Source organism: Pedobacter sp. WC2423 (assembly GCF_040822065.1).
Classification (GTDB): Bacteria; Bacteroidota; Bacteroidia; order Sphingobacteriales; family Sphingobacteriaceae; genus Pedobacter.
Map to the genome: position 1 here is coordinate 1,439,468 of NZ_CP162005.1, position 16,235 is coordinate 1,455,702.

Sequence of the window (16,235 nt, forward strand, 5' to 3'; positions counted from 1 at the left end):
AAATCCTTGTTAAGGGATTTCTCTGATTCGTGCTTTAATGCCTCTTAAAGGCTTTGTATAGCAATTGTTACAAGTTCTTGGTCAGTTCAGGACTCATTGGTGTAACCTTAGAACGGAAACGGTGAACGAGCTGTCCTTTTTCATTGATCAGGAATTTTTCGAAATTCCAGTTGATATCTCCGGTAAAATCAGCATTACTGGCAGAAGTCAGATATTTGAAAATCGGATTAATGTCATTTCCCTTCACGCTTACTTTTTCACTTAATAAAAAAGTAACGCCAAAATTCTTTTTACAGAAATCTTGTATCTCTGTATTGGTAGCCAATTCCTGTCCGCCGAAATTACCCGCCGGGAAACCAATCAGCACAACATCTTTACCATACTTCTGATGTAATTTCTCCAGGTCTTCGTACTGTGGCGTATAGCCGCATTTTGAAGCTGTATTTACAATAAGAATTTTCTTACCCTTAAATTTTGAAAGCTTAATCTCTTTACCATCAATTGTTTTCATGGTAAAATCATAAATGCTTTGCGGCGGGGTAAATAACAAACTGAATAAAATAAGTAGGGTGTTCATAGTTTTAAATTTTATGTTACAACGAATATATGCACAAATTATTTACACGTATATAATAGGAAGGTAAACTTAATCGATTGCTATTCATTATACGCACAAATTAAGGCCTCAGATTTAAGAAATGAGTAATAATTTCAACGTCCAATTCATACTTTTTGAGATTTATTCTTAATAGAATTTTGATTTTAGGCTTATTTATAGTTTTATTTGCAGAAAAACCTTCTAGATGGCCAAAAATTTATTAATAGTTGAATCACCTGCAAAAGCGAAAACAATAGAAGGGTATTTGGGTAAAGATTTCATTGTTAAATCGAGCTACGGACACATCCGCGATTTAATTAAAGGAGATATGGGAATAGATACGAATAATAATTTCGCCCAGACTTATGAAGTACCCGCCGATAAAAAGCAAGTGGTAGCTGAACTTAAGAAATTAGCAAAAGAAGCCGAGATGGTATGGCTCGCATCCGATGAGGACCGCGAAGGGGAAGCAATTTCCTGGCACCTGTTTGAGACGCTGGGATTGAAAGAAAACAAGACTAAACGTATTGTTTTCCACGAAATCACCAAGCCTGCAATTTTAAAAGCGATTGAATCTCCAAGAACAATTGATTATAACCTGGTTAATGCACAACAAGCAAGACGCGTGTTAGACCGCCTGGTAGGTTTTGAACTTTCTCCGGTACTATGGAAAAAAGTGAAACCTTCTTTATCGGCTGGTCGTGTACAATCAGTAGCGGTACGTCTTATTGTAGACAGAGAACGTGAAGTAAATAAGTTTAATGCAGCTGCTGCCTACAAAATTACAGCGCGGTTCAGCACAGGAAAAGCAAGGGAATTTGTGAAAGCAGAATTACCTCAGCGATTTGAACAGGAAGCAGAAGCAGAGAAATTTGTGCGCGACTGTGTTAATGCCGGTTTTAAAATCAGCAGCCTGGAAACTAAACCAGCTAAACGTAATCCTGCAGCACCTTTTACCACCTCAACGCTGCAACAGGAAGCATCCAGGAAACTGGGCTTCCCGGTATCCCGTACCATGCAGGTTGCGCAACGTTTATATGAAAGTGGAAAGATCACTTACATGAGAACGGATTCGGTAAACTTATCTGAAACGGCTTTAACAGCTGCAGCTAATGAGATCAATTCTGCCTATGGACAGAAATATCATCAGCTGAGAACTTATAAAACTAAATCCGCAGGGGCTCAGGAAGCGCATGAGGCCATCCGCCCTACTTACTTTGATCAGCATACCGTAACAGGTGATAGTTCTGAACAAAGGCTGTATGAGCTGATTTGGAAACGTGCGATTGCTTCTCAAATGAGCGAAGCGTTGTTTGAAAAGACAACTGCACAGATTGCAGTGAGCACACGCAGTGAAAGTCTGGTCGCAGAAGGTGAAGTCATGAAATTTGATGGTTTCCTGAAAGTTTACCTGGAATCAAGTGATGATGAAGACACCGAAGACAACGACAATGAAAATATCCTTCCTCCTTTAGCTAAAGGTCAGGAGCTGTCACTGAATGTAATGAATGCAACCGAACGTTTCTCTCGTCCGCCTGCAAGATATACAGAGGCGAGCCTGGTTAAAAAACTGGAAGAGCTTGGCATTGGCCGTCCATCTACTTATGCACCTACTATTTCTACCATCCAGAATCGTGGTTATGTAGTGAAAGAAGATCGTGATGGCCGCAGCCGTTCATTCGGTTCGATTATCCTTGAGAATGGAGAAGTCACTAAAGCCATTAAAACTGAAATTACCGGTGCGGAAAAATCTAAATTATTCCCTACTGATATAGGCGAAGTTGTCAATGACTTCTTGGTAGAGCATTTTAAAGGTATTGTTGATTTTAACTTTACCGCTAAAGTGGAAAAGGAATTTGATGAGATTGCCCAGGGCTTACAGAACTGGACAAAAATGCTTCATGCTTTTTATACTCCTTTTCATAAGGAAGTTGAAGTAACTACTGAAACTGCCGACAGGGCAAATGGTGAGCGTTTACTAGGCGTTGACCCGGTAAGTGGTAAAAATGTTTACGCAAAGGTTGGAAAGTTTGGTCCTCTGGTACAAATCGGTCAGAACGATGACGAAGAGAAACCAAAATATGCGAGCCTGATGAAATCTCAGTCGGTGGGTACAGTAACCCTTGAAGATGCTTTAGAGCAGTTCAGGTTACCTTTCCAGCTGGAAAATTATAAAGATAAAGAAGTTGCCGTAGGTGTTGGCCGTTTCGGACCTTACGTAAAATGGGGCGAAACTTATATTTCTATCCCTAAAAACGAAGATCCGCTAACTGTTGATCAGAGCCGTGCAATCGTAATTATCGAAGAAAAAATTACTGCTGATGCTCCTGTAGCGCATTACGAAGGATTACCGGTGACTAAAGGTACCGGACGTTTCGGGCCATTTATCAAATGGAATGACTTGTTTATCAATGTACCTAAAGCTTATAACTTTGATGAATTATCTGATAATGATATCAAAGAACTGATTGGTAAAAAGGTAGAGAAAGAGGCAAACAGATTTATCCAGCAATGGACTGCTGATAAAATTGCAATCGAAAACGGCAGATGGGGACCTTTCATCCGTTTCGGAAAAGACATGCTCAAATTGGGTAAGAACCCGGCCACTAACGAAAAGTATACACCTGAAGAACTGGCTGTACTTTCTCTGGAAGAGGTTAAAAAGCTGATTGTGGAGCAGGTCCCGAATGCTTTTGAGCCAAAAGCAACGAAAAAGAAAGCAGCTGGTACTAAAGTTGCCGGTACAAAAAGTGCAGCGGCCAAAGCTCCTGCAAAGAAAAAAGCCCCAGTTAAAAAGAAATAAAAATATGAAGAAAGATCTGCCGGAAAATATTGTGGAAGACCTCGCTATGGCAGTCGTATTGATCAGTGAAACGCCGGAAGTAAAAAACTGGACCGTTTACCTGGTCAATCTGAAAAATGTACAGATTGATAATGTACTGATCAGCTCCAAAGGATATGGCGAAAAGGATGGCAGACTCGTAAAGACTTCTATATTGCGCCACTTTTTAGGTGACGTACCCGCTAATTCCTTTAAAGGAGTAGAAGCGATAGATACAGAAGTTTTCGGACTGACCAATGAATATTGGCTGAGTTATTATATTGATGGTACTATTTATGATAAGAAGTTTATCTTTTTACCAGAAAGTATAGTAGATGATAATCTGACCAAAATCCCCCTGATGAATAAACCAGGCGTGATGATCAAATAAATTTCCAGTTCAATAATTTTTCGTATTTTCCCGGAGATATCCATTGAAAGGAAAATATGAACACTGAGAACAACGCCTTCTTCAAAAATAAAAAACCAATCATAATTGGTTCAATTGCAGTTATTCTGATCGGAATAGCTGCTTTTTTTATTTTCAGAAAACATAAACCGGCAGAAATGCAGCAGGCTTATGCGAAATACATTGAGGGCTATACTTCTGGTACAATCTCTAAAAAGAGTTTTATCAGAATTCAGCTGGCGAGCCAGGTGAAAACAATGGGTGAACTGGGTAAACCGGACGAGCGTAATTTGTTCAGCTTCTCCCCTGCTGTAAAAGGTAAAACTTACTGGATAGATGCGCAGACCGTAGAATTCAGGCCGGATGAAAAATTAGAATCCGGAAAAACATATACGGCAACTTTTGATCTTGGCCAGGTAACCGAAACGGAGAAAGATCTTGAAGAGTTCGATTTCGAATTCAGTGTCATTAAACCCGGGTTAGTACTCAGCCAGAATGGTTTGATTTCTCAGAACAACACTTCCTTAGCCTATATGAAGCTGACCGGAGAAATCAGCACAGCTGATGAAGAAGATCCTAAACAACTGGAAAAATGTCTGGAGCTTGAATCAGACCAGCATTTAAAGATAAAATGGCAGCATAATCCTCAGAAAAACTCTTCCACTTTTCTGATTGATAGTATCAAAAAAACATCAAAAGAAGAAAAACTGGTCCTTAAATGGTCTGGTGATGCGATAGACGCTAAAAACAAAGGCGAAGAGAATTTAGCTGTTCCGGCAAATGGTATATTCAAAGTGCTTGCCACAAAAGCTATACAGAATCTTGAAGATTATGCATTGGTACAGTTTTCTGAACCGGTAGGTATCGGACAGGATCTGACAGGTCTGATCACTTTGGGAACGGGATCAGATTTAAGGTATACCATTGATGGTAGTCAGGTTAAAATTTACACTCCGGAACCACTCCTGGGAAATTATACCTTAACCGTCAATAAAGGGGTTGTCAATAGCAATGAGCGCGTACTGAATGCAAGTACGACAGCCAATATTGTATTTGAGAATAAACTTCCTTCGGTAACTATTGCCGGCAGCGGAACCATTCTTCCCAACTCAGGTAAATTGGTACTTCCTTTTGAGGCTGTTAACCTGAAAGCTGTAGATGTAACGATTGTTAAAGTTTATGAGAATAATATCCCGCAGTTCTTCCAGAACAATAATTATAAAGAAGCCAATGAACTCAGACGTGTGGGTAAACCTTTACTGCAAAAGAAGATACGTCTGGATGAAGATAAAACCCTTAATCTTCATAAAAAGAACAGGTTTGTATTGGACCTGGATAAAATTCTGAAGGCAGAACCCGGCGCAATGTACAGGGTAACTTTCAGTTTCCGGCAAGCCTATAACATTCTGAATTGCACAGAGGGTACCGCTGTTAAAGAAGATCAGGAAGATAATGAATATGAGTATTATGGTGAAAAGATAGATGAAGATGATGACTTTTGGCGCACCTACAATAATTATTACAGTCCGGGCTATAACTGGAGTGATAAAGACAATCCTTGTACGCCGTCTTATTATACGAGTGACAAATTTGCAAGCCGGAATTTATTAGTCTCCAATATAGGATTGGTGGCTAAAAGAGGAAATGACAACAGCATGCTGATTGTTGCGACCGACCTTTTGACCACGAAAGGATTAAGCGGGGTTACGCTTGAATTACTGGATTATCAGCGTCAGGTTATTCATACGGTGAAAACTGACGGTGATGGAATGGCTTCTTTTGATTTGAAAAGAAAACCTTTCCTGCTGGTTGCCAAAAATGGAGATGAACGCGGATATTTGAAGCTTGATGATGGAAATTCACTTCCGCTGAGTCGTTTTGACGTTGGTGGTGATGTGGTACAAAATGGTTTAAAAGGATTGATCTATGGAGAACGTGGTGTCTGGAGACCAGGAGATTCACTCTTCTTGTCTTTCATTCTGGAAGATAAACTAAAGAAACTTCCAGCAGCTTATCCGGTTACTTTTGAACTGTATAATCCACAGGGCCAACTGGTCAGAAAGGCAATCAGCGGTGCATCTTTAAATGGATTTTATGCTTTCCGTACAGCAACTGAAAGTACTGCGCCCACTGGAAACTGGGTAGCCAAAGTAAAAGCTGGCGGTGCTTCCTTTCAAAAAACAATCAAGATCGAGACCGTTATGCCTAATCGTCTGAAAATTGGTTTTGACATTGGTAACCGTAAATATTTAGGCACAGGAGCAGCAGCAACTGCTGCCCTTTCTGCCAACTGGCTGTTTGGCGCAGTTGGTAAAAACCTGAAAGCTAAAGTAGATGTGAATTTGAATACCATGGAAACTACGTTCCCTGGGTTTGGGGGTTATAACTTTGATAATCCAACCGTAAATTTCGTCTCCCAGGTCAAAACGATATTTGAAGGCAGACTGAATGAAAACGGAATGGCTGCTGTCAATACAAATCTGAACGATAACGCCACCGCTCCCGGCGTATTGAAAGCCAATTTCACCACCAAAGTATTTGAAGCAGGTGGAAATTTCAGTATTGATAATTTCTCTATCCCCTACCACGTATTTACCAATTATTATGGAATTAAAGCACCAGAAGGAGAAAAATTAAGCGGAATGCTGGTGACCGGTAAGGATCATAACTTTAGTATCGTGAATGTAAACCGTGATGGTAAACTGATCGGTGGTTCTAAAAATGTCCAGGTAGAGTTATACAAAGTACAATGGCGCTGGTGGTGGGAACAGGATACTCAAAACTCCTTTGCTAACTTTACTCAGAATGAATACAATAAACTGATCCAGAAAGAAAATGTAACCTTACAAAATGGAAAAGGAAACTGGACCTTACACATTAATGAACCTGAATGGGGACGTTACCTGGTTTTAGTACGCGATTTGAATGGAGGTCACGTAACTGGTAAAGCTGTTTATGTGGATTGGCCGGGATGGGCACAACGTGAACAATCGGCGAATCCTACCGAAGCATCCATGCTTTCGTTTACGGCGAATAAAACTAAATTCAAAGTGGGTGAAGACGTGGTCTTAACCATCCCTACTGGTGAAAATGGAAGGGCCTTAATTTCTATTGAAAACGGAAGCCGGGTTTTAAAAACCTATTGGACGGATACTAAAAAAGGACAGACGCAGTTCAAGTTTAAGGCAGAGAAAAATATGGCGCCAAACGTGTTTGCGAACATTACGCTGTTACAGCCGCATGCACAAACAGTCAATGATCTTCCAATCCGGATGTACGGTGCTATTCCGTTAATTATCGAGGATCCGGAAACCATATTAAAGCCGGTCATTAAAATGGCTGATAAGATTAAACCGGAAACTGAAAATACGATTACCGTTTCTGAACAGAACGGAAAAGCAATGACTTATACCATCGCCCTGGTAGATGAGGGGTTACTGGACTTAACAAGGTTCAAAACTCCGGATCCGCATGCTGTATTTTATGCACGTGAAGGTTTGGGCGTTAAAACATGGGATCTTTTTGACTATGTATTAGGTGCATGGGGCGGTAATCTGGAACGTATCCTGAGTATTGGAGGTGATGGCAGTGCTAATCGTAACCTGAATCCTGCAAAAGCAAATCGCTTTACGGCTGTGGTTAAATACTTAGGCCCATTTGCTTTAGGCAAAGGAGGCAGTCAGACACACAAATTTAAGTTACCGCAATATATTGGCGCAGTAAGGGCGATGGTTGTTGCCGGACAGGATGGTGCTTACGGCTTTGCAGAGAAATCTGTGCAGGTGAAAAAACCACTCATGGTATTGGCGACCTTGCCAAGGGTGATCGGACCAGGGGAAAGTTTCACTTTGCCAGTAACCGTATTTGCAACCGAAAAGAATCTTAAAAGCGTAAATGTACAGTTGCAAACGCAAAACTTACAGGTGGCAGGTGCTAAAACAAGACAATTAACCTACGCACAACCGGGCGAACAAATGGCTTATTTTGAAGTTACCGTACCGCAAATGACCGGAATTGCCAAAGTGAAAATTGTGGCACAAAGCGGGGCTGAGAAAGCAGTATATGACCTGGAACTGGATATCAGAAATCCAAATCCATATGTTACCAATGTAGTTTCTGCTATTATACAACCCGGACAAAGCTGGACAGCAAATTATCTGCCTTTAGGTATTGCAGGCAGTAATTCCGGAAGTGTAGAATTATCAGCTATTCCTCCGGTAAACCTTAAAAAGAGGCTAAGTTACCTGATGCAGTATCCTCACGGTTGCGTAGAACAAACAACTTCGGCTGTATTTCCGCAATTATTTTTGAATAAATTAACTCCGCTTACTGAACAGCAGAAAGCACAAACGGATAAAAATATCAAAGCTGGAATTAACAGGCTGCGTTCCTTCCAGACTACAGAAGGCGGCCTGGCTTACTGGCCGGGTGAACCTGCTGCTGATGAATGGGGAACAAACTATGCCGGGCACTTCCTGGTAGAAGCACAAAACAGTGGTTATAATATCCCTGTGGGCATGCTGGACGAAGTTTTACGTTACCTGAAAGGCAAAGCAGGAAGCTGGGTACCTAATAGTAATAATTTTTATGGCGGAGATCTTTCCCAGGCCTATCGCCTGTATGTGCTGGCATTGGCACGTAAACCAGAAATGGCAGCCATGAACAGGTTACGTGCTTTTGAATATTTGTCAGTTAGTGCGAAGTGGAGGCTTGCAGCTGCTTATCAGCTTGCAGGGCAAGCGTCTGCGGCTAATGCACTGATCAAAGGACTTGAGGTAACTATTAAACCTTATGTACAATTGGGTGGAACCTATGGTTCTGACAGTCGTGATGAAGCCATGATCCTGGAAACTTTAACGCTGATGGGACAAAGAGGGAAAGCGGCACAGGTATTACAAACCCTGGCAGCTAAATTAGGTACGAATGACTGGTACAGTACACAAACTACGGCTTATAGCTTATTAGCCATAGCCAAATTCTGCGGACAAAATTCAGCAGCTGCCAAATTGAACTATAGCTATCAGCTGGATGGCAAAAAAGGGACATTCCATGCAAACCAGTATTTAAGCAGTTTACCGATCAGCTTTAAAGGAAAAACAGCAGTGGTTACCAATCATGGGCAAACTGTACTTTTTGCCCGTTTAATATTGGATGGACAACCTGCCGCTGGTCAGAATAACTTCAAACCTAACAATGCAGAGATTCTGGATATGTCGGTCAGTTACAAATTACTGAACGGGAAACCAATTGATCCTTCGGTCTTAAAACAAGGATTGGATTTCTACGCAGAAGTAGTCGTAAAAAATCCTGGTAAAATGGGGCTGTATGAACAAATGGCGCTGACACAAATATTCCCTTCTGGCTGGGAAATTATCAACACCAGGGTAAATGATAATGAAAGTATTATTTCTTCTTCTCCTTATACTTACAGGGATATCAGGGATGATCGCGTATTCACTTATTTCAACCTGAGAGAAAATGAAACGGTAACTTATAAGGTGTTGTTAAACGCCTCTTATATTGGTAAATACTATTTATCAGCAGTGCAGTGTGAGGCGATGTACAACAACACGATCAGTGCAACACAAGATGGAAAATGGGTGCAGGTGATTAAATAAAAATGAGCATAAAATTAAAGCCGGTTTCAAAACTGCTGATTGGCGATGGTGTAGTATTCCTGTTATTGTGCTGGTTTTTACTCTGCCTGCCTGCCAGACTATTTGTCTCTCCCACTTCTTATGTCGTGGAAGCTTCCAATGGAGAATTATTGAGCGCCGCCATTGCCGCAGATGGGCAATGGCGCTTTCCTGCTGCTGACACTATACCTGACAAATTTGCAAAATGTATTATCGCATTTGAAGACAAGCGGTTTTACAAACATCCCGGAATAGACATTCTGGCGATGGCAAGGGCGATGAAACAAAACTTCCGTGCCAGGGGAATTGTAAGTGGCGGCAGTACACTGACCATGCAAACGATCCGGCTTAGCCGCAGACAAGACCGTACGGTTGCTCAAAAGTTATTTGAAATCTTACTGGCGATCCGCCTGGAAGTTAGAAGCTCTAAACAAGAAATCCTCAAATTATACGCTGCTAACGCACCATTTGGCAGTAATGTAGTTGGCCTGGAAGCAGCAGCCTGGCGCTATTTCGGCAGAAGCCCTCAATCACTTTCCTGGGGAGAAATGGCTACATTAGCTGTTTTACCCAATAGTCCTAGACTGGTACATCCGGGCCGCAATATTACCCGGCTGATTACCAAGAGAAATAATCTGCTTGATGCGCTCGCTAAATTAAAAATCATAGATCTGGCTACAGCTAATTTGTCCAAGCTGGAGCCCGTACCCGGTAAACCAAGGCCACTACCACAAGACGCGCCCCATTTGCTGAATAGATTTAAAACCGAAAGAGCCAGATTGAATATCTCTGCCACGCGCATAAGGTCAACTTTAGATGAATCTTTGCAATTAAAGATCAATTCTTTATTAAAAAGATATAACAACCGCTATCGGGCAAATGATATTGATAATATTGCTGCGCTGGTGCTGAATGTAAAAAACGGGACAGTGATGGCTTATGCGGGGAATATTTATCAGCCGGAAAATGCCGCATTGGAAAGTCATGTAGATATGATCAAGGCTCCGCGCAGTCCCGGCAGTACCTTAAAACCCCTGTTATATGCCAGTATGTTAAATGACGGGTTGATCCTTCCTAAAACTTTAATTCCTGATATTCCTACCCAAATCGGTAACTATTCTCCGCAAAATTATGATCTAGGTTATGATGGAGCAATTGCTGCCGATCGTGCATTGAGCCGCTCATTGAACATTCCCGCTGTTCGTTTATTACAGACTTATAAATATCCCCGCTTTTATGATCAATTAAAAAAACTGGGATTTTCTACGCTTAATCAACCCGCAGACCACTATGGTTTATCCTTAATTCTTGGTGGCAGTGAAGTCACGCTATGGGATCTTGCCAAAACTTATATGGGCATGGCCAGATCACTCAACCATTATAATGATTATAAAGGATATTATAACCCGCATGATTATGATGCCCCGGTTTATGTACAGCAAAAAAACATAGAAAAACCAGAAGAGAACGAACTCCAGCGTAACTCATTTCTTGACAATGGATCTATCTGGAACACATTTAACGCGATGGAAGAATTGATGCGTCCTGGTGACGAAGGACTCTGGGAGCAATTTTCCTCTGCACAACGTTTAGCCTGGAAAACCGGGACAAGTTTTGGGTTCAGAGATGCCTGGGCAATTGGCCTTACTCCTGATTATGTAGTTTGTGTCTGGGTAGGAAATGCAGATGGTGAAGGCAGGCCCGGATTGACTGGAATTGACGTTGCTGCACCAGTATTATTTGATATTTTCAGGCAGCTGCCTAAAGGTAAATGGTTCGAAACACCAAAAAACAAATTAAAACAACTGACAATTTGTCGTCAGAGCGGCTATAAAGCCAGTGAATATTGTCCTGACCGGGTGAATGAGCTCGTTCCTTTTGCAGGAGAAAAAACAATAGTTTGCCCCTACCACAAGATCATACATCTTGACCATAGCTCCACTTTCAGAGTCACAGATCAATGTGTAAGTCCGGCAAATATGGTCCACCAGCCCTGGTTCATTCTGCCACCGGCAATGGAATATTATTATAAGATCAAGCATAGCGACTATAAACCTTTGCCTCCATTTATGGAAGGATGTGGCAATACCGGTAATAATTATGTGATGGATATGATTTATCCAAAGAATAATGCGGCAATTTATATTCCGTTAGAGTTTGATGGTAAAAGAGGAAAAGTTGTTTTTACCGCAACACATAAAAATGCTGCTGCTCAGATTTACTGGCATATAGATAATGAATATGTAGCAACAACTGCACACACACATCAGCTGAGCCTGAGCCCGGCTCCGGGCAAACATACGCTAACACTGGTGGATGATCAGGGAGAAAGATTTGTTCAGCAGTTTACCATACTGGATCGGGAAAAATACTAATCAGCTGTTAAAGGACGGATTAATTTTCGTTCTGCCCCTCCTATGACGATCAGGTACTGAGCAATCATATAAATTATACTCATCAGCAGATCAGAAAATTCAAAAGGACTGATAAAGTAAGTATGTGCTAAGAGTGCATCAGCCGTAATAAAAAACAGGACACCGGTAAGAATCAGCTTAAAGCTGACTTGATTTACGCGCTGATTTCTAAAGGCTGCCATCATGATTAATAAGGCAACAATAAAAATACAGGCGAGTACCGGTAACCTTAAGGTACCCAAATGTGGTCTGAGATAGAAATAAAAAGCAGTAAAAGTGATGGCACTACTGAATATGGCGATCCTTGCCCCCTTTTTATCCAGCTCCTGAGCAGAGCGGAAATCAAGGTAAAAAGCACCAATATAAAACAGATGGCAAATCAGGAAGGCTACCAGCCCATAAGAAAACCAGGACGGATTATAGCCCCTCAGCAGAAACAAAGTACTGCCGGTAAGGGCAAAAACCAAACCTGTAAATAACCTTTGATGGAAACGTCCGCTTAAATGTGTAGTTAAGCAGAAAAACACGATTAATACCAATGTAATAAAAGGTATCAAACCGTAATTTAAAAGCGCGAATTGCTTGTATCCGGAAACCAGCACCAATATAAATAGCAGTGCATAAGTCAGGTTAAATAGCAGGTATTTTTTTATCAACCCCATATTCAGGATAATTGTATTAATCACCCGGAATAAGAACCAGGAATTATTTTACTAAAGCCTGGTTCTCTATGTGATGATAGAAAAATCGATCCAATAGAAAAAAGCTAATTAATAGCTTCTTTCTCTGTTGTTGTTGTTGCGTTTGAAACCACCACCACCACCAGCACCGCCAGTATTAGGTTTTTCCTGTGCTTCAGCAACTTTAATACGGTTACCATTGTAATCACCACCGTTCATTCTCTTGATCGCTTCTTTAGCCTCTTCGTCTACTGGCATCTCTACGAAACCAAAACCACGACTCTGACCAGTTTCACGATCTTTGATAATTCTAAGTGATTTTACCTGACCGAAATCACCAAATACGGCTGTTAATTCATCTTCCCCTACTTCTAACGGAAGGCCTGTAATAAATATCTTCATTAATGTCTAAAAATTTCCTCAAAGGTACAAAAACCATACCTTTTATTTGCAATTAGATTGTAAGTAATCGATAAAATAATTATTTAATTGTTTAAAGTCCGTAAACGCAGCTATAAAACAGCGCCGGTCGATTCAATTGTTCTCTCCATGCAAAAGTCCCTGCCTTCATAATTCCATTCCAGCATTAGTTTCCATGTCCCTTCAGGAATATCATCAATAGGAATATGCAGCAATCCCCACTCATCACTGCGTAAAAATCTGATGTCTTTTTTAAGCTGGGGGTCCGAAACGCAATTGAAAAACACTTTTACGGCTACCGGATGATCGAAAGAAAAAGTTACCGTTTTCATCTGTTATCATTAAGCTATCATTCATAATACTGATATTAACAAAACAACAGCAAATTTATCAGCAATGTTTTAAAAAACTTAAGGAACAGCCTCTATCCTACCTCCCTGCCATCTTGATCAGTTTATTTGCCAGGTCTTTCCCCAGGTAATTATCAATAATATGATGAACCAGGTAAAGTATAGGTGTCATCAGAATGGCAACCAAAAATTTATAAGTATAATTCACTAATCCTATCGCTGCTACCATTTGCCAGCTCCAGTGATATTGAGGATTTAAATAAAAAGCAATAAATATGACTACAAAACTATCTATCAGTTGAGATACCAGTGTAGAGCCCGTAGACCTGAGCCATAATGCACGCTCCCCAGTTATTTTTTTAATCTTATGAAAGATCACCACATCTGCAAACTGGCCAACCAGAAAGGCAACGATAGACCCCATAATAATCCACATTCCCTGCCCGAATATACCAGCAAAGGCATTATCCATATTTACAGGCTGTCCGTTAATCTGCTGATTTACCCAGAAATCTGAAGAGCTGAGATTCATTGCGCCCCAGACAATAAAAAAAGCATAACCAATCAGCACAGCAGTCAGTATCGAAAGAAAACGTACTTGCTTCATCCCGAAATATTCATTGATAATATCAGTCATGATAAAGATCAGCGGCCAGGTAAGTACCCCGGCAGACATATGAAATGATAAGTTCGGAACACCTAATAAATTGATATTAAAGTGTTTGATTCCCAGGGTAGCTTCCACACTAAATATTTTAACCCCAATAAATTCAGATAGAATAGTATTAGCTACAAAAAAACTTCCTAATATGAGTAATAACCTGCTCTCTTTTGTTTTAAAAGTCATAACGCTAAAATCATAAATATAGCTGAATTTTAAACGGGCTCTTAATTTATTTTATAATTTTGCTATTACATGATAGCTACATACTCGAAACTTCCGGGAACATCCAATAGTATTTTTTCAGTGATGTCCCAGTTAGCGGCTGAACACAACGCCATTAACCTTTCTCAGGGATTCCCTGATTACGATTGTGATCCTGAATTAATTGAACTGGTGGCCGATGCGATGAGAAGCGGACATAACCAGTATGCACCGATGGCTGGTATTCAATCTTTAAGAGAACTGGTTGCCGGTAAAGTAAACCTTAAGTATGGATCAAACTACCACCCTGACACCGAGGTTACCATTACCGCTGGTGGTACACAAGCAATTTTCACCGTTTTAACTGCCTGTATACAGCCGGGTGATGAGGTTATTATTTTTGAACCTGCTTATGACTGTTATGCACCTACTATAAAAATGCTGGGTGGCCTGGTCAAATCTTATGAGATGGTACCTCCCGACTATACGATCGATTGGGAAATGGTTAAAAAACTATTTACTGCCAGCACAAAAATGATCATTCTCAATAGCCCGCACAATCCAACAGGTACGGTGTTAACAGCTAAAGATATTGAAGCGCTGATTAAGCTGACCAAAGGTACTGATGTACTGGTACTGAGTGATGAGGTTTATGAGCACCTGGTTTATGATGGCGTAAAACATAATTCCCTGGCTGCCTATGCAGAGTTACGTGACCGGACTTTTATTGTGGCCTCTTTTGGTAAGCTATTACACACCACAGGCTGGAAAGCTGGCTATTGTATAGCGTCTGAACAATTAATGAAAGAATTCAGGAAAATACATCAGTTTAATGTTTTCAGCGTAAATACTCCGATGCAGGTTGGAATTGCCAATTACCTGAAAGATCCGGCTGTTTACCTTGGATTAGCTGGCTTTTTCCAGGAAAAGCGTGATTTATTCCGTTCATTGCTGGAGCAAACCAAGTTTAAATTACTACCTTGTAAAGGTTCCTACTTTCAATGCGTGAGTTATGGTCATTTTAGTGACGAGGAAGATACTGTTTTAGCAAAAAGGTTAATTACAGATTTTGGTGTGGCATCTATCCCCGTTTCCGCATTTTATATCCGGAACACGGATCATCAGGTACTGCGCTTTTGTTTTGCTAAAAGGCAAGATACACTCGAAAAATCCGTTGAAAGATTAATGAAACTATAATTTCACCAGCCTATTACTTGATCAAGCTATGGAGAACCCAAACTATCTCAAAATAAATAATCTAAAAATCACCATTTTTCAAGCTTATTTATTCTGGGAAAATATAGATAAAAACTTGCAGAATATATCCCTGCGTTTGTCTTCAGGCGTAAAGGAAAAAACAGATCTTATCGTATTACCAGAAATGTTCAACACAGGTTTTAGCATGAATGCTAAAGAGCTTGCCGAAGAAATGGATGGTAAAACAATGACCTGGATGGCAGATTCAGCAGCCAGATATGACTGTGTAGTCACAGGAAGTCTCATTATCAAAGAAAATAACAATTACTTTAACAGAATGATCTGGATGCTGCCAACAGGCGAATATCAGCATTACGATAAAAGACATCTGTTTGGTATGGGCGAAGAAGATCAAACGTATACTTCAGGGCAGGACAAGATTGTTGTAGAATTAAAAGGCTGGAAAATCAGGCTTGCTGTATGTTATGATCTCAGATTCCCTGTCTGGTTAAGGAATAATGATCCGTCTTACGATGTATTGCTGATTGTGGCAAGCTGGCCGGATAAGCGTATTCCACACTGGAAAGCACTGATCCCGGCAAGGGCGATAGAAAACCAGAGTTATGTGGTAGCTGTTAACCGCGTAGGCCATGATGGAAAAGAAGTTTACCATAGCGGCCATTCTATGTGTATTGACGCTTTTGGAAATACGGTATATTATAAGCCAGAAGATGAAGATCTTTATACTTTTAGTATCAATTACGACGATCTGATAAAAATACGCAGAGACTTTCCTTTTCTGAAAGATGCTGATCAGTTTAAATTGATGAATTAAAAGGAGTACC

The 16,235-nt window shown here is 40.6% G+C and carries 11 protein-coding genes; 6 read left to right on the forward strand and 5 right to left on the reverse strand.

The genetic code is table 11. The features are described from left to right. Window positions 1–67: 67 nt before the first annotated feature. A complete protein-coding gene (locus tag AB3G38_RS05550) occupies window positions 68–577 on the reverse strand; it encodes a glutathione peroxidase (RefSeq protein ID WP_367867504.1) in 510 nt (169 codons plus the stop codon). Between the two features lie 226 nt (window positions 578–803). On the opposite strand from AB3G38_RS05550, the gene topA reads away from it, so the two are divergent. Genes topA through pbpC form a run of 4 tightly spaced genes read left to right on the forward strand, consistent with a single transcriptional unit; the run spans window position 804 to window position 11,839 of the window. Beyond that, on the forward strand, window positions 804–3,401 hold the full coding sequence (gene topA, locus AB3G38_RS05555) for a type I DNA topoisomerase (RefSeq protein WP_367867505.1): 2,598 nt from the start codon (window positions 804–806) through the stop codon (window positions 3,399–3,401). A gap of 4 nt (window positions 3,402–3,405) precedes the next feature. Next, window positions 3,406–3,810 carry a hypothetical protein gene (locus AB3G38_RS05560; protein ID WP_367867506.1) on the forward strand — a complete coding sequence of 135 codons (405 nt, stop codon included), beginning with the start codon at window positions 3,406–3,408 and terminating at the stop codon, window positions 3,808–3,810. Window positions 3,811–3,866: 56 nt separating this feature from the next. After that, window positions 3,867–9,446 (forward strand): MG2 domain-containing protein, encoded by a 5,580-nt coding sequence (locus AB3G38_RS05565; protein WP_367867507.1) that lies wholly within the window; start codon window positions 3,867–3,869, stop codon window positions 9,444–9,446. A gap of 2 nt (window positions 9,447–9,448) precedes the next feature. Beyond that, complete coding sequence (pbpC, locus tag AB3G38_RS05570; RefSeq protein ID WP_367867508.1) at window positions 9,449–11,839, forward strand: penicillin-binding protein 1C; 2,391 nt, start codon at window positions 9,449–9,451, stop codon at window positions 11,837–11,839. Here pbpC and AB3G38_RS05575 read toward each other — a convergent pair. From AB3G38_RS05575 to AB3G38_RS05590, 4 genes are all read right to left on the reverse strand, one after another. Then, complete coding sequence (locus tag AB3G38_RS05575; RefSeq protein WP_367867509.1) at window positions 11,836–12,540, reverse strand: lysoplasmalogenase; 705 nt, start codon at window positions 12,538–12,540, stop codon at window positions 11,836–11,838. The two genes, pbpC and AB3G38_RS05575, sit on opposite strands and share 4 nt — an antisense overlap. Before the next feature lie 108 nt (window positions 12,541–12,648). Continuing rightward, a complete protein-coding gene (locus AB3G38_RS05580) occupies window positions 12,649–12,960 on the reverse strand; it encodes an RNA-binding protein (RefSeq protein ID WP_041885026.1) in 312 nt (103 codons plus the stop codon). 110 nt (window positions 12,961–13,070) lie between these two features. Beyond that, entirely contained in the window at window positions 13,071–13,310 is a 240-nt protein-coding gene (locus AB3G38_RS05585) for a hypothetical protein (protein WP_367867510.1), read from the reverse strand. A gap of 97 nt (window positions 13,311–13,407) precedes the next feature. After that, window positions 13,408–14,175, reverse strand: coding sequence for a queuosine precursor transporter (locus tag AB3G38_RS05590; protein ID WP_367867511.1), 768 nt, complete (start codon window positions 14,173–14,175; stop codon window positions 13,408–13,410). Window positions 14,176–14,244: 69 nt separating this feature from the next. On the opposite strand from AB3G38_RS05590, the gene AB3G38_RS05595 reads away from it, so the two are divergent. Then, a complete protein-coding gene (locus AB3G38_RS05595) occupies window positions 14,245–15,390 on the forward strand; it encodes a methionine aminotransferase (protein WP_367867512.1) in 1,146 nt (381 codons plus the stop codon). 28 nt (window positions 15,391–15,418) lie between these two features. Then, the gene (locus AB3G38_RS05600) at window positions 15,419–16,225 is read left to right on the forward strand and encodes a nitrilase family protein (RefSeq protein ID WP_367867513.1); all 807 of its coding nucleotides are present in this window, start codon (window positions 15,419–15,421) and stop codon (window positions 16,223–16,225) included. Window positions 16,226–16,235 lie beyond the last annotated feature (10 nt).